Consider the following 25,559-nt stretch of genomic DNA (forward strand, 5'->3'; position numbering starts at 1 on the left):
ATTATAAAATTTCAGATTTGACCTTTGTATAAAAATAGCAACTTTATAAACAATTGTATGTTAACAACCCGTTAAACTGATAAAAACAATGTAAAAAATTTAAATAAAGCTCATAAACAAACAATAATTCAATAAATGAGTTATGTGTCCAGTAAATAAAAAAATAGTCTTAAAATTAATTTATTAAGGTCATATTTTAAATAAAAAATCTATTAAAAATTATATTTACATAGAAAAAATAAATAATATTCATATCAATAAAAAAAATAAAAAATAATAGATAAAATTGATAATTAAATTTTAGGTGAAATTTTATCAGATTTTAAAAATAACTAAGTTTATAAACATATTATTGTTAACAACTGTAAATACAGGGTATAATAAACTATAAAATCAAAATAAAGCTTCTAAATTAATTATTTTTTAAAAGATAATAAAACATATAGAAATTATAAAAAACAGCTTTAAATCAATTTTATGAAGGTCATTTTTTAAATAGATTATCTATTATAAATTAAATTTTAATAGATAATATAAATAATAAAAAAAAGCGCTAATAATAGCGCTTTTTAATATATTATATTTATTCTATTCTTAAATCAATTCTGATAAAATTTCAATTTCTCTCTCCGAAGCATTTTTTGGAGGATTTGAATTTAATTTTAAAATTTCTTCTTTAAAAAGATTTCTGAAAGTTTCATTTTCTAAATCACGTAAATTCAAAAGCGTTTTTGAACGAACATAAGTAGATTCACTTCTTAAAGACATTGAGTATAATTTTTGGATTTCTTCTTCTTCAAAATCAGAAGATTTTAAACTAGAATATTTTAAAATAAACTGAGCAAATAACAAAGAACTCTTATTATTGTTAATATTCTTTTTTAATGAATTTTGTAAAAGTGAAAAACTGGATACATTTTTAATGTTCTCTCCTATCCCATTTTCAATAGCAATTCTTTCCGCTTTAGTTTCAACTTTAAAATATTTATTGATGTCTTTTAAAGAATTATTGATGCTGTTTTCTTCTTTTTTACCTTTTTCTTCCCAGGCATCTTTTAGTCCAACAGTTTTGTTAAATACTAATTTTGAAGGAGTTGAATCTTTATCAACAGTAAAATATCCTAAACGCTGAAACTGAAATTTATCTTCATTTTGAGCTGTTTTTAAACTTGGTTCAACAAATCCTTTGATAATCTCTAACGAATTTGGATTGACAAAATCTAAGAAATTTTTGTCTTTGTAACTATCAGGTGCTTCATCTGTAAACAAACGATCGTACAAACGAACTTCTGCTTCAATCGCATGCTGAATTGAAACCCAATGCAAGGTTCCGGATACTTTTCTTTGGCTTGCTTCTGTCCCGCTTCCGCTTAAAGAATCGGTATCATACGCTACATGAATTTCTGTAATATTTCCTTCAGCATCTTTTATAACTGATTCTCCTTTAATGATATATGCATTTTTAAGACGAACTTCTTTTCCTAAAGTCAAACGGAAATATTTTGCCGGAGCTTCTTCTAAAAAGTCTTCTCTTTCAATGTATAATTCACGGGAAAATGGTACTTTTCTAAAACCTGCATTTTCATCTTCCTGATTATTTTCAGCTTCTAACCATTCCTCTTTTCCTTCAGGATAATTTGTAATAACCAGTTTTACCGGATCCAAAACAGCCATTACACGAGGTGCAATTTTGTTCAAATCTTCACGAATACAGAATTCTAAAACCGATACATTGATTAAATTATCACGTTTCGCAATACCAATTGTATTCGCAAAATTACGTAACGAAGCTGCAGTATAACCACGTCTTCTTAAACCGGAAATAGTTGACATTCTTGGATCATCCCAACCCTTAACATGCTTTTCTTTAACAAGTTGCTGTAATTTTCTTTTACTAACAACGGTATGTGATAAATTACGTCTTGCAAATTCTCTTTGCTTAGGACGTATTCTGTTTTCATCAATAATCTGATCTAAAAACCAATCGTATAATTCACGGTGAGGCAAAAATTCAAGTGTACAAAATGAATGGGAAATAGCTTCTAAATAATCACTTTGTCCGTGTGCCCAATCGTACATTGGATAAATTTTCCAAGTATCTCCTGTTCTATGATGATGCTTGTGTAAAATCCTGTAAATGATAGGATCACGCATAAGCATATTCGTAGATTTCATATCAATTTTGGCACGAAGAATATGTGTTCCAGCTTCAAATTCACCGCTTTTCATTCTTTCGAATAAATTAAGATTTTCTTCAACAGAACGATTTCTGTATGGACTGTCTGTCCCTGTAGTTGATGGAGTTCCTTTTTGAATGGCCATTTCTTCAGAAGATTGACTGTCTACATACGCTTTATCTTTTTTGATTAATAAAACAGCCCAATCGTATAATTGTTGGAAATAATCTGAAGCATAACATTCTTCTGCCCAGGTATAACCCAGCCATTCTACATCTTTTTTAATAGCATCAACAAATTCCTGCTCTTCCTTTTCCGGATTGGTATCATCAAAACGTAAATTTACAGGTGACTGATAATCAATTCCTAAACCAAAATTTAATGCAATTGAACTTGCATGGCCAATGTGTAAATAACCGTTTGGTTCCGGTGGAAAACGAAAACGTAATTTAGAATTTGAAAGACCTGATTTAAGATCTTCTTCTATGATTTGTTCAATAAAACTGAGTGATTTATCTTCTGATGCCATTATTTTATAGTAATTTTAGCAAAGATAAAAAAGTTTATAGTTTATAGTTTATGGTTTATAGTTTTCTTTGGAAACTTACTCTAAACTTGAAACTTAAAACTTGAAACTAAATTTAGAAATGGGAATTATTAAACTAAAAAACATTCGTACTTTTTCGTACCACGGATGTTTAATTGAAGAAGGAAAAATAGGATCTGATTACACTGTAGATTTAAAAATTAAAACCAATTTACAGCAATCAGCCGAGACAGATCATCTTTTAGACACTGTTGATTACGTTCATTTGAACAAAATTGTGACGGAAGAAATGGCAATTCGTTCGCATTTATTGGAACATGTAGCCAAAAGAATCAATATTCGTGTACTGGCAGAGATAGAAACTGTAGAAAAAACAACAGTTTGGGTTTCTAAAATAAATCCTCCTATTGGCGGTGATGTTGAATCAGTTACTATAAAAATGACGGAAATCAGAAAATAATTATTTCAGTAAAATCCGGATTTTTTTAAAATAGTTTATTCGAAACTTTTGAATTTTAAAGATTTTAGTTACTTTTGCCATCCGTTCAGGTAATGGCGTCGTGGCCGAGCGGCTAGGCTGGGCTCTGCAAAAGCTCCTACTCCGGTTCGAATCCGGACGATGCCTCAAAACCTCTAAAGCAATTTAGAGGTTTTTTTATGGTTAATTTTCATATTTAACGAATAATCCAACACAATCTTGTCATTTCGACGAAGGAGAAATCTTCACAAGTAACTCCGTAACTATTGTCCAATCTTTGTCGAGCTTCTCACGAAGATTTCTCCTTCGTCGAAATGACAAACTGGAGTCAACTTTGCCAAAATTATAAGTCTTATATCTACTTTATAAACACAAAAAAACCTCTGAAATTCAGAGGCTTAATTTTATAATTTTGAGTTATTAACAAACTACTTTTCTATTCTTTCAAAAGCATTTTTAACCATTTCTTTTTCTTTTGGAAACCAGCCCTGAATCATTAATACAAATCCAAAGACCATTAAAACAATACTGATTCCTTTTTTTATTTTAAGAATATTAGTCGGGGTCATTTTAGATTTTAATTGTTTGGCTAATACTATTTTTAGACAATCAACCAATAAATAAGTAACAATTACAGAAGTAAAAAAAGTCATCATTCTAGGGGTCTGCATCTGTAATTTTGGTCCGACAGAAATAATAACAGCAAGCCAGAAACCAAGAACTCCAATGTTAATAACGTTGAGTAAAAAACCTTTTACAAACAAACTTCCATAGTTTCTTTTGATAATATCACGGTCAATTTCTTCATCGTTGATTTTTTCTTCTTTTTTTAGTTTTACAAACGAAATAATACCATAAGACAGCATAATTATGCCGCCAAAAATAAAAAGTGCCGGTTTATCCTTTAAACTGGAAATTAGTCTGTAACTCCCTAAATAAGCAATTGCTATAAAAAAAATATCACCTAAGACTACTCCAAAATCAAAAACAATTGCTGATCTAAAACCTTTTGTAATACTGGTTTCTAACAAAACAAAAAATACCGGACCTACCATAAAGCTCAGAACAAGTCCCCATGGCAGTCCAGCCAGAATATCATTTATCATCAAATACTATTTTACTTCTTCTATTTTTCCTCCGAAAACTGTTTTTTGGTTAATTTGTTTTGGTTTACCATAAATGTAAATAGAGCCTCCTGCGCTCACTTTTGCTTCCACAAGAGTTGAAGCATTTACATCTGCTTTTCCTCCCGCAGAAACACTTACAGTTGTTTGAGACGTACTTAATTTACTTGCCAGCAAATAACCACCTGCACCTAAACTTGCAACTTGATTTTCTGCTTTACCGGTTAAAGTAATTTCTCCTCCTGAAACAGAACTAACTTTAAGTTTATCAACATCCAAATCTACATTAATTTTACCGCCTTCCTGAGCACTTACCTTAAAACTGGTCGCTTTTATAGCTTCAGAACTTGTAACACTTGCACCCTCATTGACATCAATAAGTTCAATATGTTTGTAATATAAAGTAACTTCTAAATCGTTACCGGACAAAAGTTTTGGAAATGGCATTCTTATTTTTAAAAGACCATTTTTATTAACGGCTTCTAATTCTGATTCCCTTGCTCCTTTTATAACAATTTTATTTTCAGATGACTGAACTAATTTTACATTTAATTTATCGTAAACTTTAACAGTATCAAAATCTCCTAATTCTTTAGTAACCTGTCCAAAAGACATTTGTATAAACAAAATGACAGCGCCTATAATTAACTTTTTCATTTCTTTAATTTTTAAATTTAACAACTTATTAAGCTCTTCGTAAAAAATGAAAATCCAGTTGTTTTTTAACCAAATCAGCATTTTTTACTTTAACGTAAATTTCGTCCCCTAATTGCAATATACTGTCTGAAGTAGCTCCAACCAGCGCATATTGTTTTTCATCGAAAGTATAATAATCATCTTTAATTTCTCTGATTCTTACCATCCCTTCACATTTGTTAGAAACGATTTCAACATAAATTCCCCATTCTGTAACACCGGAAATAACACCAAGAAATTCTTCGTCCTGATGGTCCTGCATGTATTTAACCTGCATGTATTTGATACTGTCACGTTCAGCATTTGTTGCTAAACTTTCCATATTAGAACAATGCAGGCATTTTGTTTCGTAAATTTCTTCATCTACAGATTTTCCTGCATCCAGATAAAATTGCAATAAACGATGTACCATAACATCCGGATAACGACGAATTGGCGATGTAAAATGGCTGTAATAATCAAAAGCTAAACCATAATGACCAATGTTATCTGTTGAATATTTGGCTTTACTCATACTCCTAATGGCCAGCGTATCAATTAAGTTTTGTTCTTTTTTACCGTTAACTTCTTCCATCAAAGCATTCAAAGACTTAGAAATATCTCCTTTGTTACGGAAATCTATTTTATAACCAAATTTAGCAATTACACCTTGCATTGCAATTAATTTGTCTTCATTTGGTTCATCGTGAATCCTGTAAATGAACGTTTTCTTTTGTTTTCCAATGTATTCAGCCACTTTTCTGTTGGCTAAAAGCATGAATTCTTCAATTAAATGATTCGCATCTTTTGATATTTTAAAATACACGCCTTCAGGTTCTCCTTCGGCATCCAAGTTAAATTTTACTTCTACTTTATCAAAAGAAATCGCGCCATTCTGCATTCTTTTCTTTCTTAAAATTTTCGCTAATTCATCGAGTTTTAAAGTAGCATTTACAATTTCATCTGAAACAACATAAGAATCACCTGTGATTGAAATATCAACCGGAATGGTATTGTCTTTTGTTTTTGACGGATTTAATATTTGTTTTCCTTGTTCGTCAAGAACCCACTTTTCTTCATTTGAATTTTTGTTTTTAGTGTGGGTTTCGATGATATATTGTGCCTCTTCATAAGCGAATCTCTGATCCGAATAAATAACTGTCCTACCAAACCATTGATTAATGACTTTTGCGTCTTCTGACACCTCAAAAACAGCTGAAAACGTATATTTTTCTTCCTGTGGACGCAGCGAACAAGCAAAATTAGACAAAACTTCCGGAAGCATTGGCACTACTCTATCTACCAAATAAACCGAAGTGGCACGCTGATAAGCTTCATCATCTAAAATTGTTCCTTCTTCAAGATAATGTGAAACATCGGCAATATGAATACCTATTTCGTAGTTTCCGTTTTCTAACTTTTTGAAAGACAAGGCATCATCAAAATCTTTGGCATCTTTTGGATCGATCGTAAACGTAAGTGTATCACGCATATCACGGCGTTTTGCAATCTCAGATTCCTGAATCGAAGTGTCTATTTTTTGTGCATACACCTCTACTTCTACCGGAAAATCGGATGGCAAACCATATTCTGCTAAGATTGCATGAATTTCAGTATTATGTTCTCCGGGTTTTCCTAAAACTTTAATTACAGATCCAAAAGGACTATCGGCTCTTTTGGGCCAGTCTTCAATATTCACTAAAACAACATCACCATTTTCTGCGTCACCCATTTTGTCTTTCGGAATAAAAATATCCGTGTACATTTTAGGATTTGCAGTCGAAACAAAAGCAAAATTGGGCTGAATGTCAATTACTCCAACGAATTCTGTTTTGTTTCTTTCAACAACTTCAATAACTTCACCTTCAGGTCTTTTACCTTTTCTTCGGTTGTAAACGTAAACTTTAACTTTGTCTTTGTCCAGTGCACGATTCAGATTATTGGTCGGAATAAAAACATCTTCTGCAAATTCTTCACAAATAAAATAAGCTGTTTTACGGCTCGTCATATCAATAGTTCCTTCGTAATAATCCTGACTCTCCGCTTTCACTAAATATTTTCCAGGTTCAGATTCAATAATTTTCTTAGAGCCAGCCATTATCTTTAAGTCTTTTATGATCTGGTTTCTGCTTTTTGTATCGTCAAGTTCAAGCTTTGCTGCTATCTGTTTGTAATTAAATGCTTTATTAGGACTTTGCGATAAAATCTTCAGTATTTTTCCGGAGAAATCCTTGTCATTTTTTATCGGCTTTCTAATTTTCTTACTCATATATCTTTTCTTATAAAGTTTAAAATTACGAATAAGATATCAGATAATAGATTTTAACAAATAATTTATTAAAAATATAACTTTATCACATTCATATAAAAAACGCTTTTTAAAACACTAAATTCAATACTTTTAAAAATTTTTGTCTTAAAATTATAGTTTTGAAATTCATTTTTTTTAAAATAAATTCTCCTTAAAAAAAGGTTTTAAACAAAAAAAGGTTTGCATTGAGCAAACCTTTTTAAATAAAAAATAAAATAAATTTTTATTAATTTATAATCACTTTTTGAGTTGTTTTTTTGTCACTATTAAGTACAGTTATCAAATAAACTCCTTTTTTAAAGCTTTCTGTACTTATCGAAGTTATATTAGCTTCAATCTTTTTAGTAAAAATGGTTTTTCCTAAAATATCTGAAATTTTCAATTGAGTATTTGGACTAATTTCTTCTAATTGAATATTTAAAATATTTGTTGCCGGATTAGGATAAACAGTTAGAGTAACAGCTTTATTGTTTTCGTTTAAACCTAAAGTAGCAGTTGTAATTTTTCTAATTCTGTTATTACTACTATCTGCTACGTACATAATTCCATTATTAATACTAAGTCCCCAAGGATAATAAAAAAGTGCCGCTGTACCCGTACCATCAGCAGAACCTCTTGATGAACCTGCAAAAGTCGTAACAACACCAGTTGTAGTAATTTTTCTTATCTTGTTATTATTCATATCCCCTACGTAAAGATTATTACTGGCATCTATACAAATGCCAAAAGGATAACTAAATCGGGCTGCTGTTCCTGTTCCATTTACAAATCCATTTGCAGAACCTGCAAAAGTCGTCACATCACCTGCCGATGTAATTTTTCTTATTTTATGATTTCCTGTATCTGCTACATAAACATTTCCACTGGCATCAACACAAACTGCTCCAGGTTCAGAAAATTTTGCTGCTGTCCCTGTCCCGTCATCAAAACCATCTGATGAACCAGCCAAAGTTGTTACAACACCTTCAGATGTAATTTTTCTTATTCTGTGATTCTGACTGTCAGCTACATAAAGAGTATTATTAGCATCAATACAAATTCCAGCTAAATTATAAAATCGGGCGGCTGTTCCAGTGCCATCTACATTACCTGAACTCGATGAACCTACAAAAGTGGTTACAACTCCAGCAGGAGTAATTTTTCTAATTTTAGTATTATCAGAGACAAAAATATTATCATTTTTATCAATACAAATTCCATAAACTAAAGAAAATTTAGCAGCAGTACCAGTTGCATCTGTATAACCTGAATTAGTTGAACCTGCAAAAGTAGTTACTACACCAGCGGGAGTAATTTTTCTTATCATATAATTGTCCGAATCTGCTACAAAAATATTTCCATTAGAATCGGTACAAACTCCAACAGGATTTTTAAACTGTGCTGCTGTTCCTGTTCCATCTGCAAAACCTGATGTAGAACCTGCTAAAGTAGTTACATCCTGGGCCTGAATGCTATTGATACAAAATAATACAAATAATAGTAGGTAATTTTTATTCATTTTTAATTCGTTATGTAAGTTAATTTTTAATTATTGACGCCAAATTTAATAATAAAATATTTTTAAAAAATGCTTTTTTATTGATTTATCTGAAATTGTTTCTGATTTAATTGATTCTTAAAATAAATCTAAAAACTACAAATTTATAGTACTTAAAATAGCTAATAACAGATTTCAATAATTGATTTATTAAAATAATAACTTTTGTATCTTTACTAAAAGACCTTTTTATGGAAAGCTTTAAAACCATTGCTGTATTCAATTTTCATCACGAAACAGTAGTACTCAAACACTTATTGGAACAAGAAGAAATTCCGTATTTTTTTGAAAACGAAGTAACACTCTCAGTCATTCCGTTGTACACAGCAGCACTCGGCGGAATCAAACTTAAAGTTCATCCAAACGATTTCGAACAAGTTCAGCAAATTCTGGACAGTCTCAACAATCCGCTTAAAATCGTCTGAAACAAAACTTGAAAAACAAATTCAATTCAAAGTAAAATTCAAATTCAAAAATTTTTTTTCCTTTTCAAATTTTAAAGTTTTCAACATATATTAAATACAACAAAAAAGATTTTTAAAAATTTAAAAAAATTTGTTGGTTATTATAGTGTGTTAATATGTGATATAAATTTATTTTTAAAAGTATTGAAATGAAGTTTCTCTTAGTTATATAGAGTTATCAACATACTTATATTTTGTTAAATGATTAATTTATAAGACTTTTTATATTTTAATTAACAATGGTTGATAACCAAAATTGAATTCATTTTGTAGATAAGTTGATATGTTGATTTCTGTTGAAAATGGTATTTTTAATCTTGATAACTTTTCTAAAAATTCATGAAACTTTTCTTGCATTTTAAATTCCAGTTTTGGATTAGGTTTTTTTTCGACACAACCAAAAAATACTTCTTATTTTCTATCTGAACTTATTAACATTTTGTGTTAATTTAAAGTTAACTGATTATCAGTGTTTTAGTAATCACTATTAACATAACCTTATTTTAATATAATAATGGTATGATTATCAGTATTTTAAATGTTTATTTTATTATATAAAAAATACTATTATATTAATTTCCATATATTTATAAATATTGTAAAATTTAAAATTATTAATAATTTGATGTTTAACATAATATGTAAATAAAACTTTACATTTGCGAAAAAAATTACCTTAATTATAAAAACAATAAACAACTTAAAAATTTTTATATGAAAAAAAAATTACTCCTAAAATTATTTAGTTTATTAGTAATGTTAATTACTACAGTAGCAAGTGCACAAAACTTTATAGTTGATAATTTAAAGTATGTTGTGACTTCAGGATCGGAGGTAATTGTAACCGGATACGTTTCTCAGCCAACAGGAGATTTAATTATTCCCGGTACTGTTACTAATGAAGGTAATACGTATTTGGTTACCAGTATTGGTGGTTCTGCTTTTCAGAGTTGTACCGGCTTAACATCTTTAAGTATTGGTACTTCTATTACCAGTATTGGTGGTTTTGCTTTTTCTTATTGTAGAGGCTTAACGTCTTTGAGTATTCCAAATTCTGTTATAAGTATTGGTGATTATGCTTTTTCTTCTTGTTCTGGCTTAACGTCTTTAAGTATTCCAAATTCAGTTACCAGTATTGGTAATGGTGCTTTTTCTTCTTGTTCCGGCTTAACGTCTTTAAGTATTCCAAATTCAGTTACCAGTATTGGTAATAATGCTTTTTCTACTTGTTCCGGCTTAACATCTTTGAGTATTTCAAATTCTGTTAGCAGTATTGGTAATGGTGTTTTTTCTTCTTGTAGAGGCTTAACGTCTTTAAGTATTCCAAATTCAGTTACCAGTATTGGTAATTCTGCTTTTTCTAATTGTACCCGATTAACGTCTTTAAGTATTCCAAATTCAGTTACCAGTATTGGTGATTCTGCTTTTTCTTCTTGTTCCAGCTTAACGTCTTTAAGTATTCCAAATTCAGTTACCAGTATTGGTAATTCAGCGTTTAGCGAGTGTTCCAGCTTAACGTCTTTAAGTATTCCAAATTCTGTTACCAGTATTGGTACTTCTGCTTTTTATTTTTGTTCCGGCTTAACTTCTTTAAGTATTTCAAATTCTGTTACCAGTATTGGTGATTCTACTTTTTCTAATTGTAGAGGCTTAAAATCTTTAAGTATTCCAAATTCTGTTACCAGTATTGGTACTTCTGCTTTTTTTAATTGTTCCGGCTTAACGTCTTTAAGTATTTCAAATTCTGTTAGCAGTATTGGTGATTCTGCTTTTTCTTCTTGTTCCAGATTAACGTCTTTAAGTATTCCGAATTCTGTTAGCAGTATTGGTGATTCTGCTTTTTCTTCTTGTTCTGGCTTAACGTCCGTAACTATTCCAGATTCTGTTAGCAGTATTGGTGATTCTGCTTTTTCTTATTGTATAGGAATAAAGTCTGTAAATGTGAGCGGGGCAACTCCTTTGCTTATAAATAGTAATGTATTTTATGGGGTTAACTTAAACACAATTGCCTTAAGTGTTTCTTCTCCGGGTATTGTGAGCGATTATCAGAACGCTAATGTTTGGAAAGATTTTGGTTCTGTTACTTTAAATACGCCTTCTTATTTGTCAGGCAAGAGTGTATTGGTATATCCTAATGTAGCTAAGGATTTTATTTCTGTGTCCGGTTTATCACAAACAACAGATTACACTATATTCAACATATCAGGATTAAAAGTAAGTAATGGAAGTGTTTCTGATAATGAAAAAATACAGGTTCAAAACCTCACTAATGGATTGTATATTATACAATTAGAAGGTGGTTCTGCCACTAAATTTATAAAACAATAGTTAGTTAAAAATACCAGTTCTGTAAAAAGCTTGTTGCATTAGGTAACAAGCTTTTTTTATGCTCATTGTATTTAATCTTTTAAAATATTTTGAAGATAAAAAGTGCATAACTGGTCCCGAGTCTTGAAAATCACGTTGAACTTTTTTATAATTAATGTGCTGCTAAGAAATTCTTTAGTTAAATTTGCAGGACACAACTTAATAGTATTTAAAATGAAAATTTCGATAGGAAACGATCACGCAGGACCGGAGTATAAAAAAGCAATTGTTACCATGCTAAAAGCAAAAGGATATGAAGTAACCAATTATGGTACAGATTCTGAAGATTCTGTTGATTATCCGGATTTTGGTCATCCGGTTGCGACTGATGTATCTGAAGGAAAAGCCGATTTTGGAATCGTAATCTGCGGAAGCGGAAACGGAATCGCCATGACAGTTAACAAACATCCAAAAGTAAGAGCCGGTTTGTGCTGGACTAAAGAAATTGCAGTTTTAATACGTTTACACAATGATGCTAACATTATTAGTATTCCTGCACGTTTTACATCAATTCCTCAAGCTGTAGAAATGGTCGAAACTTTTCTGAGTACAGAATTTGAAGGGGGAAGACACCAAAACCGAGTAAATAAAATTGCTTGTCAATAAATAAAATATGGGTCACAACCATAATCATCACGGACATCATCATGAAGTAACAAGTAAAAATTTATCAATTTCAATTATTCTGAATATTGGTATTACTGTTGCGCAAATTATAGGCGGATTTATTTCGGGCAGTCTTTCTTTATTATCAGATGCTCTGCATAATTTTAGTGATGTTATTTCTTTGATTTTGAGTTTTTTGGCACATAAACTGGCTAAAAGAAAGCCCAGTTTTTCCAGTACATTTGGCTATAAAAGAGCCGAACTTCTTGCCGCATTTATTAATGCGGCAACTTTAATTATTGTTGCCTTTTTTTTTATTTACGAAGCAATTTTCAGATTTTCAGAACCAGTTGTTATTGGTTCCAATTTGGTGATTTGGCTTTCTGTTTTAGGCATAGCTTTCAACGGATTTTCGGCAATTATCCTGAAAAAAGATGCCGATCATAACCTGAATATGCGATCGGCTTATTTGCATCTTTTTACAGATATGATGGCTTCTGTTGCAGTTTTGGCAGGCGGAATTTTAATGAAATATTTTCAGTGGTTTTGGGTTGATAGCGTTATCACTCTCGGAATTGCTGTTTATTTGATTTTGATGAGTTTAGATTTATTAAAATCTTCTACAAAAATGATTTTGCTTTTTACTCCGGAAAGTTTAAACATTGAAAAAATTGCTGAAAAAATCCATACCGTTACCGGAAACCATCGTTTGTATCATATTCACCTTTGGCATTTAAATGATAATGAACTTCATTTTGAGGCGCATTTAGATTGCCAGGAAAACATTTCAATTTCAGAATTTAATAAAATTGTTGAAGAAATTGAAGAAGTTTTATTTCATGATTTTCATATTAATCATTGTACAATCCAGCCGGATTTTGGCAAAGACTGCAGTAAGGAATTTATATTTTATGAGTAATAAATTCTTTTTTTAATTAAAAATGTCAAAAAAATCGGGTGCTTTGCACCATTAAAAATAAACAGGAAAGGTCTATTTTTAATTTATCCTGTTTTATATTTTGTGAGTTAATTTAAGATAAACTACCACGATCTGGATCAAAAAAATCCCTGAAAACTTCACAAAAAAAGACGATTTACTCGTTTTATGTCTGAATAATAACATTGCAACTAACAAACCAATAGAACCTCCCAAAAAAGCCATTGAAAAAAGGGTGTTTTCAGGAATTCTTCGTTTATTTTTAATGGCTGAATATTTGTCATATCCCGCTATGACAAAGACAGTAAAATTTATAATTAAAAAATACAGTAATAAAACTTCCATAGGCTTAAAATTAGAACCAAAGATATTATTTTAGCTGTCCGAAAAAAATCAAAAAGTGATTAACAAAACGGATCTCCCTAAACACTTTTAATTAGTTTAGATAATTTCTAATAAACAGTTATAAATATAATAGAGTAAGAATGTTTCTTATTTTTAGCATAAATTAAATTCAATGAAAAAATATATTGTATTGTTTTTATTTTCTTTTCAATTGTATTCACAGGAAAAATCAAAAATAGTTTACAGCAACGAAACGGTGGTAATAAATTCTGGTAAAGCCTTGGAAATTGAAACTTTTGTAAATGAAAGCAGAGCAATTTCAAAAAGCAAAAATACCCAGGAATATTCTATTAGAATTCCATTTGATAGTTTTAGCGAAATTTTAAATATAAAGGGATCTACTTATATTACGAAAACAAATAAAAAAGTAGATTTAAGTTCTTATTCTATTGCGACATTCGATGCAGAATATGAAAACATTTACAAAAGCGACAATAAATTCAAATATTTTGTGATGCCTAAAGTAGAAGACAATTCATTAATTGAATTCTCTTATAAAACCAAGCTCAAACAATCTCGTTTTTTATCCAGTTTTCGATTTCAGAATCCAATAAAAACAGAAACTGCAAAACTTCAAATTCGTTGCAATCCTTCTACCGAGATAGGATACAAGCTTTTTGGAAATTATCAGGACAAAATAGTTTTTAACAAAACTAAAGAAGGAAATTTTGATGTTTATACCTGGGAAGCCCATGATATTCCTGAATTTGAGCGAGAAGAGAATATGCCAAGTTCTTTGCATTTTATGCCGCATATTATTTTTTACATCAAAAGTTATGAAATAGAAGGTAAAAAAGAAGAATTATTAGGAACACCGGAAAAATTATACCAATGGTATTATTCAATCACAAAAGAGATTAATAAAACAGATCAAACGGCTTTGAAAAGTAAAACACTTGAGCTGATAAAAGACAAAAATTCCGATTTAGAAAAAGCAAAAGCTATTTATGAATGGGTGCAGCAAAATGTACATTATGTTGCCTTTGAAGATGGAATGGGTGGTTTTATTCCAAGAGAGGCTTCAGATATTTTTCAAAAATTATACGGAGATTGTAAAGATATGGCGAATCTTTTGAATGAAATGTTTAGATATGCTCAATTGAATTCTAATCTAACCTGGATTGGAACGCGCCAAAAACCATACACATATAAGGATGTTCCAACACCACAAGTAGACAATCATATGATTACGAATGTAGTTATTGACGGTAAAAGTTATTTTATGGATGCTACTGATAAATTTTGTCCGTTTACGTTTCCTTCCGCTTTTATTCAGGGCAAAGAAGCTTTGATAGGAAAATCAGAAAAGGAATTTAAAATAGAAAAAGTTCCGGAAGTTGAATCCGGCAGGAACAAAACCACAATTTTAATGAAATTAAATCTGGAAAATTATAACATCGTTGGAGAGGCAAGTATCAATGTATCAGGTTTAAAAAAGAGTTATTTATTAAATAATCTTTCTAAGTATAATCAAAAAGAAAGTGAAATTTGGAAGGACATTATTACTTCAAATAACCAGAAGATACTTTTGGATATTCAGGAATTACAAAAAAACGATTATAAGGAATTGCCATCAAAAGCCAATTTTAAATTGAAATTAGAAAATGGTATCAAAGATGTCAATGGTAAATTATTATTAAAACCTATATTACTTTTTCCTTTAAAAGAAAACCTGATTGATATTGAAAAAAGAAAACTTTCTATAGAAAATGACCTTGCTTATGTTTATGAAATACAGTATGAGTATCAATTACCAGTGGACTATAAAGTAGAATTTATGCCTGAAAATGCAAAAACTGAAAACGATTTGGGAAGTTTTGATATTCAATACAAAGTACAGAAAAACACCATTACAGTAAATCAAAAGATAGAATCAAAAAAATTACTATTGGATAACAAAGATTTTTTACTTTGGAATTCCTTCATAAAAACATTAACCAAACAATATAATCAATCTATAATTCTTTCAAAATAATGAAAAAAATAGCACTAATTTTTATCTTGTTATTTGCCTTCCAAAGTTATTCTCAAGAGATAAAAAGTTATACTTGGGACGAAAAACCAAACTTTATTGAAATTCCGGCTGAATATAAGGACCAGCCAGCAGTGGTTTTGTTTGACAAACGCTGGATACATACAAGAGTTGGAGCTTATGCTTATGCAACTTTTGGAATGAATCACTTTGCTATTAAAATCAATAAAGCGGAGGAAATTAATAAATACAATAAAATTAAAGCCCAGGACAACGGATATATTCGTGATGTTCGCGATTTTCATGCGCGTATCATAAAACCCAACGGAGAAATAAAAATATTACCACAGGATAAAATTATCGAAACAGAGATAGACAAAGTAAAGTCAATCGTTTTTGAAGGTGTAGAAGCAGGTGATATTTTAGAATATTATTTTATTATAAAAGAGAATCCATCCGCTTATGGAGTAGAAGTTTTCCAGAAAGATATTCCGGTTTTATTAGCTGAATTTACACATACTCAGGATGGCGTAAAATTTGAAATTTTTGCTTCTTCAGAGTTTAATAAAAGTACTTTAAACAGCAAATCAATATCAACAGCGACTAACATTCCACCTTTTAAAGAAGAGTCAAATGCATGTAATATAAAGAATTTAGTGAAGTTAATTTATATGGTTTCGGCTCCACCACTTGACATTTATAAATGGAATTATTTTATGCCGCAATATCTTTCTAAACCGTCTTTTCAATATTTTAAGAAAACTCAGGCGAGAGAGTTTATTGAAAAATTAAATATTGGTACTGAATCAACCGAAGAGAAATTAGTTAAAATCGATGAGTACATTAAAACCAATTTCGATTTTATCAGCAGAGGAGAAACAGCTAAAAAAATAACCAATTTAAATAACGGCAAACAAAAGTTAACTGCTGGAGATATTTTTGACTTATATGGATTTACACTCAAAGAATTAAAAATTCCCTATAAAGTAGTTGCCGGAATGTCGCGCTTCAGTGGAGAGGTGCATACCGAAAAATTTGTTGTACCGCTTTCTCACGAATTTATGTATTACATTCCTGAAACTAAAAAATTTCTCTCTCCGTATGAGAAATATTTGTGTTATGGTTATCCGGTTTATGAGGTTCAGGGTTCAGTAGGAAGAACATATTACCCTGCCCTTAAAGAGAATTATCAGTTAACTTTTCCAATTGCTCCTGCTGATTTTACTGTAAACGAATCGCAAAGTACTGTTTCATTTTCAGATGACCTGACAATGGCAACTATAGAAAAAACACATTCATATACAGGATATGATGGACAATTGAATAGGAATTGGGTAAAATACATTAAAGAAAATGAAGACGAAAAAAAACTTGAGGAATATATCAAGAAAAGAATATTTGGTGATGATTTCGATATAAAAATTACCAATTATAGTTTTGAAAATCAAGAGTTCAAATACAATTATACAAACACTCCTTACAGTGTAAAAGTCAATGCTGAGGCTCGGGAATCCTTAACCGAAAATGCTGGAAATCTGGTTTTGGTAAATCTAGGTAAAATGATAGGCAAACAAGCCAATTTATATCAGGAAACAGATAGAAAATGGGATGTAGACTTAAATTATGCAAAAACGTTCAAACACAAAATAATTTTTAATATTCCGAATGGTTATGAGGTCGAAAGTTTTAAGGATTTGGAAATTGATAAGAAAACAGGTGGAGATGAAACCAAAAATTGTTCTTTCAAATCAACCGTAAAAGTCGAAGGAAATCAATTAATTGTTGAGGTTTTTGAGATTTTCAATTCAATAAATTACCCAAAAGAAATCTATCAGGAATACAGAAATGTAATCAACGCTTCTTCGGATTTTACAAAAGCATCAGTAGTATTGAAACCAAAGAAATAAAGAGCTTTTTTTAATGGTTTTAAAATTAAAATATTTTAAAAATGACTAATATACAATTCATAGCCAAGTCTGTTCAGACAGCGCCCATAAACATTCAAAACACGGTAAAATTATTAGAAGAAGATTGTACCATTCCATTTATTTCGCGTTACCGAAAAGACGCAACCGGAAATCTTGACGAAGTAGTAATTGAGCAGATTGCAAAACTTCAAAAAGAGTATGAAACGCTTATAAAACGTAAAGAAGCGGTTTTGAAATCTATTGAAGAGCAAAAAGCGCTTACGCCGGAATTGAAGAAAAAAATTGAAGATAGTTTTGATTTACAGGAAATAGAAGATTTTTACCTTCCGTACAAAAAGAAGAAAAAAACAAAAGCCGATGTGGCGCGTGAATTTGGATTAGAACCACTGGCAAAAATTATTATAGCTGAAAATGATGTGGATGTCGATTTTATTTCGACGCAATATATCAATGAAAATGTTATTAATGAAGAAGCTGCGATGCAAGGTGCAAGAGATATTGTGGCCGAATGGATCAACGAAAATATTTATGTCCGTAAACAGCTTCGTAGATTGTATCAACGAAAAGCAACCATAGGAACCAAAGTGGTTAAAAAGAAAGCCGAAGAAGAAGGCGCACAAAAATTCAGTCAGTATTTTGATTGGGAAGAACCTTTAACAAAAGCACCTTCGCACCGTTTATTAGCCATGCTTCGTGCAGAAAACGAAGGTTTTGTAAAGATGAAAATTGATGTAGATCTGGACGAAGCTTACGATATTATAGATGAAATTATCATAAAAAAACAAAATAGTACTACGGCTCATTTACAACTGGCGATAGAAGACAGTTACAAACGATTATTGAATCCGGCGATTGGAAACGAAACTTTGCAGGAAGCAAAAGCCAAAGCAGATGCGAACTCAATTCAGGTTTTTGCCAACAATTTAGGACAGTTGTTATTGGCTCCGCCGTTGGGCGAAAAACGTATTCTGGCAATCGATCCGGGATTTAGAAGCGGCTGTAAAGTAGTTTGCCTGGATGAAAAGGGCGATTTGTTATACAACGAAACGATTTATCCTCACGCACCTCAAAATGAAGAAACCATGGCGATCAAGAAAATTCGTTCGATGGTAAACGCCTATCAAATTGATGCCATTTCTATCGGAAACGGAACAGCTTCGCGTGAAACCGAATTTTTCATCAAAAAAATTGCGTTTGATAAACCGCTTCAGGTTTTTATCGTTTCTGAGGCAGGAGCTTCGGTTTATTCGGCTTCAAAAATTGCGAGAGAAGAATTTCCTAATTATGATGTAACGGTTCGTGGATCGGTTTCTATCGGAAGACGACTTTCAGATCCGCTCGCCGAATTGGTGAAAATCGATCCGAAAGCGATTGGAGTAGGGCAGTATCAGCATGATGTGGACCAGACTAAACTAAAAGAGGAACTGGATAATACCGTAATTCGCTGCGTAAACTCGGTTGGAATTAACATCAACACGGCCAGTAAACATTTGCTAAGTTATGTGAGTGGAATAGGAGAGAAGCTGGCGGAGAATATCGTTCAATACCGTTCTGAAAATGGTCCGTTTGAAGACAGAAAGCAGCTAAAAAAAGTACCTCGTTTGGGAGATAAAGCCTATCAGCAAGGCGCTGCGTTTATCAGGATTTCGAATGCTAAAAATCCGCTGGATAATTCGGCGGTGCATCCGGAAGCGTATCCGGTTGTTGAGAAAATGGCAAAAGATTTGAAACTTTCGGTAAATGACTTAATTGCCAACAAAGAGAAAACAGCGCTTATTAAGGCCGAAAATTATATTACACCTGAAATTGGTTTACTAACGCTAAAAGACATCATAAAAGAGCTTGAAAAGCCTGGATTAGATCCAAGAAAGTCAGCTAAGGTTTTTGAATTTGATGCTAATGTAAAATCAATTAAAGATTTAAAAACCGGAATGATTCTTCCCGGAATAGTGAACAACATTACCAATTTTGGCTGTTTTGTAGATATCGGAATCAAAGAAAGCGGATTGGTTCACATTTCGCAGTTAAAAGCCGGTTTTGTGAGCGATGTGAATGAAGTGGTGAAACTGCACCAGCATGTTGATGTGAAGGTTACTGAAGTTGATGAGGATAGAAAGAGGATTCAGTTGACGATGATACTTTAAAAAATACCCAAATTTTAAAATTCTAAATACCAAAACACTTGTAAGCTTTACAAAAAAACTCCCAAATTACAATTAGTTTGGGAGTTTTGTTTTTATAAATGCGGTAATTATATTTTTATGAATTTTTGAGATGTTTCTCCGCTTTCTGCTTTTATTTTTATTAAATATAGACCAGAATTAAATGAGCTTACATCTATTGATGAATTTGCATTTTCTTTGGTATAAATTAACCTTCCCAATAAATCATAAATTTTTACAGAATAATTGGTTTCGTTTAAAGAATTGATATTTAGCGTATTTTTTACTGGATTTGGCCAAAGTAAAAAAGCTTTTTTTTCTATACTGAATTCTTCGTTTGATAAAACTACTTCATTTCCTTTAAGTTTAATCAGGTAAGCGGATCTATTATCGCCTTGATAACTCAAAAATAATCCTCCTACATAGATTTTTCCATCAGGTTCTAAGACTACAGAACGGACATTAGGAGCAGTTGTTTGAAATGATGGTCCAACATTAAAACTTTGATCTTTAGTTCCATCAGAATTATAACGAGCTAAATTATATAAAAAATAACCTCCAACAATTATTTTTTTATCTTTTTGTATAACTATAGAATTTATTCTATTCCCTAATTGAATTACATTACCAAAAGAAGTGTCTCTGCTTCCATCTTCATTTATTCGAAATAAACTACCAGAAGAACCGCCTGGAGAACTAAAAGCAACCACTATTTTTCCGTCTTCTTGTACAGTTAAAGTTTGTACAGCAGACATAACAAATTCAGTTGTTAATTGGAAAGAGTCATCAACACTTCCATCAGTATTTAAGCGTACTAAATATTTTGCATCTTTGCCTTGATATTTAGTAAAATCTCCCCCTACTAATATTTTTCCATCTGGCAATAAAACTATTTCAGAAACTCTAGCATCAAACCCTGTTCCAACTTTAAAAGTTTTATCTATAGATCCGTTAGAATTTAAACGTATTAAATTGCTACAGAGCGTACTTTGATATCTAGAAAAATAACCTCCTACAATTACCTTACCATCAGGTTGAACTTTTATGTTATATACAGTTAAGTAGTTAGGAAATCTATCTCCTGCATACAGTCCGGAACCAGTGTTAAAAGTCGTATCTGGAGTTCCGTTGGCATTCAATCTAATTAAAGCAGGATATTCTTTACCTTGATAAGTTCCAAAAGTACCTCCAATAAGCAATTTCCCGTCAGATTGCGCGGTTACAGTTAAAACCCTGCAATTACTGCCAGAAGTTGCTGAGGTTGTGAATCCTTTTCCAATATCAAAATTTTTGTCCTTAGTTCCATCAGTATTAAATCGAATTAATTTTTTTTGAGAACTTTCCTCGTAACTGGTAAAATCTCCTCCAACAACAATTTTTCCATCAGATTGACGCAAAATACATTCTACTTCTTCATCAAGACCATAACCTAATTTAAGCGAAAGGTCTTTAGTTCCATCTACGTTTAAACGAATTAATCCTTTTTGAGGATTACCTTCAAATTTAATAAATCCTCCACCTGCAATAATTTGTCCATCATTTTGTACAGCAATTGTTTTAACATCAGAAAAATCAAATTTATTCTCAATTTTGAAAGTTTTATCATTGGAACCATTAGAATTTATACGGACCAAATGACTTTGAGAAGATCCTTGATATGAATTAAATTCTCCTCCAACAAGAATTTTTTCGTCACTTTGAAGTTTAATAGTTCTTATGTTGCAAGTGTAAGGATACATATCGTAGGAGAAACTCACTTGCGATGAAAAAAGATTATCTTTTGTTCCATTACTTCTTAAACGTGCTAAATAACCGCCAAAAGTTCCTCCAACAAGTATTTGATCATCCTTTAGAACATTGATAATATTAACAGTATTATTGAATGTATTTCCAACACTAAAAGTTTCATCTTTACTTCCATCTATATTAAGTCGAATTAAACGGTCTTGCTGCTGGGTTTTGTTCTTAAGATATTGTCCACCAATAATTAATTTTCCGTCAGATTGTAAACCAATTGTATTAACAACTATATTCGGGTTTTGGACAATAAAAGAAGTATCTTTACTTCCATCACTGTTTAAGCGGATTAAAAAATCCTGACTTTTGTCCTGATAATAGTTAAATCCACCGCCTAAAACTATTTTCCCATCAGGTTGTACAATCATTGATTTAATACAATTGTCTTCAAAATAATTTTTAAGAAAACCAGTTCCTATATTTAATGAAGTATCTTTACTTCCATCAGGATTTAAACGAATTAGACCACGCTGAAGTTTGCCTTGAAAAACATTAAAATCACCAGCGACTAATATTTTCCCATCATTTTGAAGTAAAATAGATGATACTGAATTATCAAATCCTGTCCCAATGTCAAAGGAATCATCTTTACTTCCGTCAGAATTTAAACGAATCAGACAATTTTGAGACCCATTTTTAAATTTAAAGAAATTGCCTCCAACAAGTATTTTTCCATCGGGCTGTATAACAATGGTTTTAACGCTTCCGCCAAAACCTGTGAGACTACCAAAAACTTGTGAAATATCGGTTGGATTTTGGCTGAATAATGCAAAGAATTTTAAGAAGAAAATTAAAACGAGTAGAGTTTTTTTCATAAAATAAATTTTTTCAAATATATAAAGATTTCCCTGCAAAATTTTTAAAGTAGATTATTAAATAAAAACGTCAATTTACAATGGCAATCTGGATGTGTTTCTTTTTAAAATATATTCTTCCCAATACCATACATTTGTAAGAAATCATTAAACCCCAAATCATGAAAAAAACAATTTTAATTGCAATTGCAGTTCTATTTTCGACTCTTGGTCATGCAAAATTTATTAAAGCCGTTTTGTATATGGAAGACGGAACCAAAAAAACAGGTCTGGCTGAATTGGTCGAAAACGGCGATTCTAAAGTAGTTTTCAAAACAGATGAAAAAGCCAAAAAAGAAAAAATTGCAAGTGCTGAAATCAAAAAAATCGAATTCACAGATGAAGATAAAAATGAATTTTTAGCCGAAAGATTGTATTTAACAGCTGCCAATGCTTTTACAGGAAAGTTTTCAAAATCAAAGGAGAAAAAATGGTTTTATATTATTTATGACAGAGATATAAAAGTAGGCTGTGTAGATTTTGCCGGTACTATGAAATACAATCCTTCAAAAGGTACAACGTCAGGGCAATTCGGAGATACAACTTATTTTTTTGGAAAGAAAAAAAGCGATGAATTGTATTTTGGATATTTAAAATCGAGTGCCGGAATCGCTATTCATACGCAAACAGGTACAAATATCAAAAAAATGTCTAAAGAAGCTTTCGCAGGATGTCCGAAACTGATTGCTGCTATTGAAAAAGAAGATTTTAAAACGAAAACAGCTTTAGAACAGTTAATATCACTTTTTGAAAGGAATAAATGTAAGTAAGTTCAAATAAATGATACAAAAACGCCCAAATTACAACTTAGAGTTTGGGCGTTTTTTATTTTTTAAGGATTATTTCAAAATTACTTTTTTGATTATATTTTGAGTACCATTTGTAATTTTTATCAGATACAATCCGGAAGAATGATTGCCTAAATTAATTTCTGTATTTTCAGATGATGCTTTTTGTTCTGAAATAAGGTTTCCTTGTGGAGAGAAAACTGCAATTAATGAATTCTCAGGAGCCAAAACCGTAAATTTATCAGTACTTGGATTTGGATAAAGTGTAACAGTTAATTCTTCAATATCAAAATCATCATTAGATAAAGTTGTGCTTGGCGGCAAATAAAAATTACCTGTCAGCAAAAACGAATACAATGTTTTTAGTGTATGATTAAAATAACTGTTTGGTTCATTCAGGTTTTTTAAATCATCATAAGAAGCATCCAGATGTACTTGATTTTCTCCTGCCATTGCAGCACAGGCAAATGCATCTACAAAAGTAGCATTATGCCATTGTCCGGTGACAGTACCATTTTGGTTATAACCGTCTTTGATATTTGCTGAACCACCAAGATTTACCCGGACAAAATCAGATGATTTTTTAGCATAGGTTTTCGCATCAGCATTTCCGTACCATACATAATCTACAGCAATTCTCCAGGGCGTTCGGGCTGCGTCATAACTATACAATTTACCCTGATTAGCATAATTGGCTTGCGAAGAATAATTTCCTGAAGCATCACACCAGTCCGAAACCAAACCTCCGACAGCATTATTTACAGTTAAATTATTGTTGATTACGGTATATGATTTTGTTGCAACCTGATTCCAAAAAGCCGAATCATTCGTAAAATTTCCGAAAGCTCTATAGTAAGCAGGTGAGAAGTAAGATGGATTGGTAATCTGGCTTCTGCCAAAAGCATCACCCGGTTTTAGCACAAAAGTATTGGCTTCAATTTCATAATTTTTGATGGCAGTGATTAAAGTTTTAGCATCATTTTTATAATTAATTGTTCCGGTACTTCCCCATTGATAATCGGCAACTATCAATGCAAAAGCGGCATCTAATTCGGCATCAGTAGCTCCGTTTGCTCCGTCAGTTCCTGAGCAGCCGTTAATTCTCCAGTTCATAACACCATTACCATTGACGTTATCTTTGTAGTACAACCAAAGTCCGTCAAAAAGTATTTTATCGGCTGAATAAGCACTTAAAAGCATTCCGTAAGCAATACCTTCAGAAACAGTTTGCCAGGAGTTGTCAAATTTTACCCGATATCTGCCATTGGTGCAGGGTTCTACAAAATTAATTTTCCAGGTATCATAATTGGTTTTGGCATCCTGACTGTTTTTTGAGGTTGCCATTAAGCCATTAGAAAAAACAATATTGGCAGGGAAGGGTTTTGTTGCTTGTGAATAATTTTCGATACATAGAAAAAAACTCACCAAAAGAAATAGGTTTTTCATGTTTACATAAATTTAGGGACACTAAAAGTAAGATTTTTTATATAAACAAAAAAATCCTAAATGAATGTGTCATTTAGGATTATAAATAAGGTTTTATTGTTCTTATTTAGCTTCTTCTTCTTCTTTTTTAGCAGCAGGCTGATCGTCTTTGGCAGCATTTTTAAATTCCTTAATTCCACTTCCTAAACCTTTCATTAATTCCGGAATTTTTTTACCTCCAAAAAGTAAAATCACAATACCTACTATTACAAGGATTTCTGTAAGACCTAATCTTCCCATGATTGTATATTTAATGCCTAAGCAAATTGTTTCTAATTTAAAGCAAAGGTATAGAAATATACCAAGAAGAATAGTTTTTGGGTTAAAATATTTGTTTTTAGCAGCGTTAAATATTTTATAAAATAATGAATTAAGTAGATTTGCCCAAATTTGTCCCGCATCAATAAGTTCATTAATTATTATATTTGCGAGTATAAATAACCGTAAATGTCAGGGAAGAAACGTAATTTCAGAAAAAAATTATTCACTAAAAACCGATTGGTTATTTTGAATGAAGATACATTTGAAGAAATATTTTCGTTCAAACTCAATTTAATGAATGTTTTTGTTGTTCTTTCCTTGGGCGGAATATTCTTAATTCTGATTACCACATTTATAATTGCTTTTACGCCTTTACGCGAATTCATTCCCGGATATTCTTCGTCAGAGTTAAAAAAGAATGCTTTAGAATTGGCTATAAAATCAGATTCATTAACAAAGGCACTCAAGAAAAATGAAGCTTACATTAAATCTATTCAAAAAGTATTGAATGGAGAATTAGAATATTCGAAATTCAATAAAGATTCTATTTTGTCTGAATCTGAAGAAATTCCTGAAACCAATATGAAAGCTTCTGAAAAAGAATTAAAATTAAGAGAAGAGGTGAAAGAAATGGAAAAGAGTGTAAAGATTGAAAAAAATAAAATTGACAAAAAATAATACAGC

Annotated in this window: 19 protein-coding genes and 1 tRNA gene; 11 read left to right on the top strand and 9 right to left on the bottom strand. The window is 31.2% G+C overall.

Going from position 1 to position 25,559, the window contains the following annotated elements; all coding sequences use genetic code 11:
* Positions 1-594: 594 nt before the first annotated feature.
* Positions 595-2,706 carry a glutamine--tRNA ligase/YqeY domain fusion protein gene (locus FLV_RS15085; RefSeq protein ID WP_243235012.1) on the bottom strand — a complete coding sequence of 704 codons (2,112 nt, stop codon included), beginning with the start codon at positions 2,704-2,706 and terminating at the stop codon, positions 595-597.
* Between the two features lie 118 nt (positions 2,707-2,824).
* Here FLV_RS15085 and folB point away from each other — a divergent pair, with 118 nt between their 5' ends.
* Both folB and FLV_RS15095 read left to right on the top strand, forming a co-directional pair.
* Positions 2,825-3,184 (top strand): dihydroneopterin aldolase, encoded by a 360-nt coding sequence (gene folB, locus FLV_RS15090; RefSeq protein WP_243235151.1) that lies wholly within the window; start codon positions 2,825-2,827, stop codon positions 3,182-3,184.
* A 94-nt stretch (positions 3,185-3,278) separates the two neighbouring features.
* Positions 3,279-3,349: transfer RNA gene (locus FLV_RS15095), tRNA-Cys, on the top strand.
* A 281-nt stretch (positions 3,350-3,630) separates the two neighbouring features.
* Here the strand turns inward: FLV_RS15095 and FLV_RS15100 are convergent.
* The 4 genes from FLV_RS15100 to FLV_RS15115 all read right to left on the bottom strand — a co-directional run bounded on the left by FLV_RS15100 (position 3,631) and on the right by FLV_RS15115 (position 8,810).
* Positions 3,631-4,308, bottom strand: a complete 678-nt coding sequence (locus tag FLV_RS15100) for a LysE family translocator (RefSeq protein ID WP_243235013.1) — start codon at positions 4,306-4,308, stop codon at positions 3,631-3,633.
* Between the two features lie 6 nt (positions 4,309-4,314).
* Positions 4,315-4,983, bottom strand: coding sequence for a head GIN domain-containing protein (locus tag FLV_RS15105; protein ID WP_243235014.1), 669 nt, complete (start codon positions 4,981-4,983; stop codon positions 4,315-4,317).
* Between the two features lie 28 nt (positions 4,984-5,011).
* Entirely contained in the window at positions 5,012-7,270 is a 2,259-nt protein-coding gene (locus tag FLV_RS15110) for a ribonuclease R family protein (protein WP_243235015.1), read from the bottom strand.
* A gap of 268 nt (positions 7,271-7,538) precedes the next feature.
* A complete protein-coding gene (locus FLV_RS15115) occupies positions 7,539-8,810 on the bottom strand; it encodes a T9SS type A sorting domain-containing protein (protein WP_243235016.1) in 1,272 nt (423 codons plus the stop codon).
* A gap of 230 nt (positions 8,811-9,040) precedes the next feature.
* On the opposite strand from FLV_RS15115, the gene FLV_RS15120 reads away from it, so the two are divergent.
* The 4 genes from FLV_RS15120 to FLV_RS15135 all read left to right on the top strand — a co-directional run bounded on the left by FLV_RS15120 (position 9,041) and on the right by FLV_RS15135 (position 13,205).
* On the top strand, positions 9,041-9,274 hold the full coding sequence (locus FLV_RS15120; protein WP_243235017.1) for a putative signal transducing protein: 234 nt from the start codon (positions 9,041-9,043) through the stop codon (positions 9,272-9,274).
* A 753-nt stretch (positions 9,275-10,027) separates the two neighbouring features.
* On the top strand, positions 10,028-11,641 hold the full coding sequence (locus FLV_RS15125; RefSeq protein WP_243235018.1) for a leucine-rich repeat domain-containing protein: 1,614 nt from the start codon (positions 10,028-10,030) through the stop codon (positions 11,639-11,641).
* A gap of 213 nt (positions 11,642-11,854) precedes the next feature.
* A complete protein-coding gene (gene rpiB, locus FLV_RS15130; protein ID WP_243235019.1) occupies positions 11,855-12,286 on the top strand; it encodes a ribose 5-phosphate isomerase B in 432 nt (143 codons plus the stop codon).
* A 7-nt stretch (positions 12,287-12,293) separates the two neighbouring features.
* Positions 12,294-13,205, top strand: a complete 912-nt coding sequence (locus FLV_RS15135) for a cation diffusion facilitator family transporter (RefSeq protein ID WP_243235020.1) — start codon at positions 12,294-12,296, stop codon at positions 13,203-13,205.
* 93 nt (positions 13,206-13,298) lie between these two features.
* Here the strand turns inward: FLV_RS15135 and FLV_RS15140 are convergent, their stop codons facing one another.
* A complete protein-coding gene (locus tag FLV_RS15140; RefSeq protein ID WP_243235021.1) occupies positions 13,299-13,568 on the bottom strand; it encodes a DUF1294 domain-containing protein in 270 nt (89 codons plus the stop codon).
* Positions 13,569-13,740: 172 nt separating this feature from the next.
* Here FLV_RS15140 and FLV_RS15145 point away from each other — a divergent pair, with 172 nt between their 5' ends.
* The 3 genes from FLV_RS15145 to FLV_RS15155 are packed head-to-tail and all read left to right on the top strand — an operon-like array spanning position 13,741 to position 19,672.
* Complete coding sequence (locus tag FLV_RS15145; protein ID WP_243235022.1) at positions 13,741-15,603, top strand: DUF3857 domain-containing protein; 1,863 nt, start codon at positions 13,741-13,743, stop codon at positions 15,601-15,603.
* Positions 15,603-17,507 carry a DUF3857 domain-containing protein gene (locus tag FLV_RS15150; protein WP_243235023.1) on the top strand — a complete coding sequence of 635 codons (1,905 nt, stop codon included), beginning with the start codon at positions 15,603-15,605 and terminating at the stop codon, positions 17,505-17,507. Before FLV_RS15145 ends, FLV_RS15150 begins: the two co-directional genes overlap by 1 nt.
* 41 nt (positions 17,508-17,548) lie before the next feature.
* A complete protein-coding gene (locus tag FLV_RS15155) occupies positions 17,549-19,672 on the top strand; it encodes a Tex family protein (RefSeq protein ID WP_243235024.1) in 2,124 nt (707 codons plus the stop codon).
* Positions 19,673-19,779: 107 nt separating this feature from the next.
* On the opposite strand, the gene FLV_RS15160 is transcribed toward FLV_RS15155, so the two are convergent.
* Positions 19,780-22,302, bottom strand: a complete 2,523-nt coding sequence (locus FLV_RS15160) for a T9SS type A sorting domain-containing protein (RefSeq protein ID WP_243235025.1) — start codon at positions 22,300-22,302, stop codon at positions 19,780-19,782.
* 161 nt (positions 22,303-22,463) lie between these two features.
* On the opposite strand from FLV_RS15160, the gene FLV_RS15165 reads away from it, so the two are divergent.
* Positions 22,464-23,111: a hypothetical protein gene (locus FLV_RS15165; protein ID WP_243235026.1), complete on the top strand. Its 648-nt coding sequence runs from the start codon at positions 22,464-22,466 to the stop codon at positions 23,109-23,111.
* A gap of 69 nt (positions 23,112-23,180) precedes the next feature.
* Here FLV_RS15165 and FLV_RS15170 read toward each other — a convergent pair whose 3' ends face one another.
* Both FLV_RS15170 and FLV_RS15175 read right to left on the bottom strand, forming a co-directional pair.
* Complete coding sequence (locus FLV_RS15170) at positions 23,181-24,575, bottom strand: glycosyl hydrolase family 8 (protein ID WP_243235027.1); 1,395 nt, start codon at positions 24,573-24,575, stop codon at positions 23,181-23,183.
* Between the two features lie 102 nt (positions 24,576-24,677).
* The gene (locus FLV_RS15175; protein ID WP_163409457.1) at positions 24,678-24,854 is read right to left on the bottom strand and encodes a twin-arginine translocase TatA/TatE family subunit; all 177 of its coding nucleotides are present in this window, start codon (positions 24,852-24,854) and stop codon (positions 24,678-24,680) included.
* Between the two features lie 207 nt (positions 24,855-25,061).
* On the opposite strand from FLV_RS15175, the gene FLV_RS15180 reads away from it, so the two are divergent.
* A complete protein-coding gene (locus FLV_RS15180) occupies positions 25,062-25,553 on the top strand; it encodes a peptidase (protein ID WP_243235028.1) in 492 nt (163 codons plus the stop codon).
* Positions 25,554-25,559: the final 6 nt, after the last annotated feature.

This window comes from Flavobacterium pectinovorum (assembly GCF_022802975.1).
GTDB lineage: Bacteria > Bacteroidota > Bacteroidia > Flavobacteriales > Flavobacteriaceae > Flavobacterium > Flavobacterium pectinovorum_B.